This window comes from Vibrio sp. 1401 (assembly GCF_033340295.1).
On sequence record NZ_JAWOWF010000546.1, the window covers coordinates 1 to 606 of the forward strand.

1 pseudogene is annotated in these 606 nt (G+C 45.4%); it reads left to right on the forward strand.

Features of this window, described 5'->3' with window-relative positions:
- A pseudogene (locus R7Z77_RS26740) lies at positions 1-606 on the forward strand (hybrid sensor histidine kinase/response regulator); the annotation flags it as partial.

Genomic DNA, 606 nt, shown 5'->3' on the forward strand with positions numbered 1-606 from the left:
CATTACGACGACGCTGTTCGTAATGAGATTCAGTCTCTGATTCAAAACCAACAACTGCTTGTAGAGCGCTTCGTCGCGCTCAATGCCAACCAGAACCAAGTCCAATTGCTGATAGAAACCTTTAGCAACAAGGTATTTCAAACTAGCCAAGAATTTCGTGATCAGTTACTTAACCAAGAGGAACTACAAGCGTTATCTCCTCTTAAAACGGGAGCTGGACTTGCTGCGCTGAACACGCGACTGGCGCTACTTCATGACATCGACGATACGATGGAACATGAGCTGCAAACGAAGCTCGCACAAACCATTAAAGCAACCACGCTACAGCGGTTGGTATTCATTGTTCTCATGTCGTTGGTGACGATTCTTGTTATCAGTTTAACCATTCGCTTGGTGCGTAAAGTGACCAACAACCTGCATCTTGTTCTTGAATTTTTAAGCCGCGAAAATTACAGCGAAGACTCACCACTTTCTGAGCTCATCAAAGGCAAAGATGAGTTAAGCAAGTTTGCTCAAGAAGTGGAAAAACTCAGTCATGAGAGAGAGCAAGCAAAGCAGAAACTCACCAAAGCCAAAGAAGATGCCGAGCGCGCCAAAGACGACGCG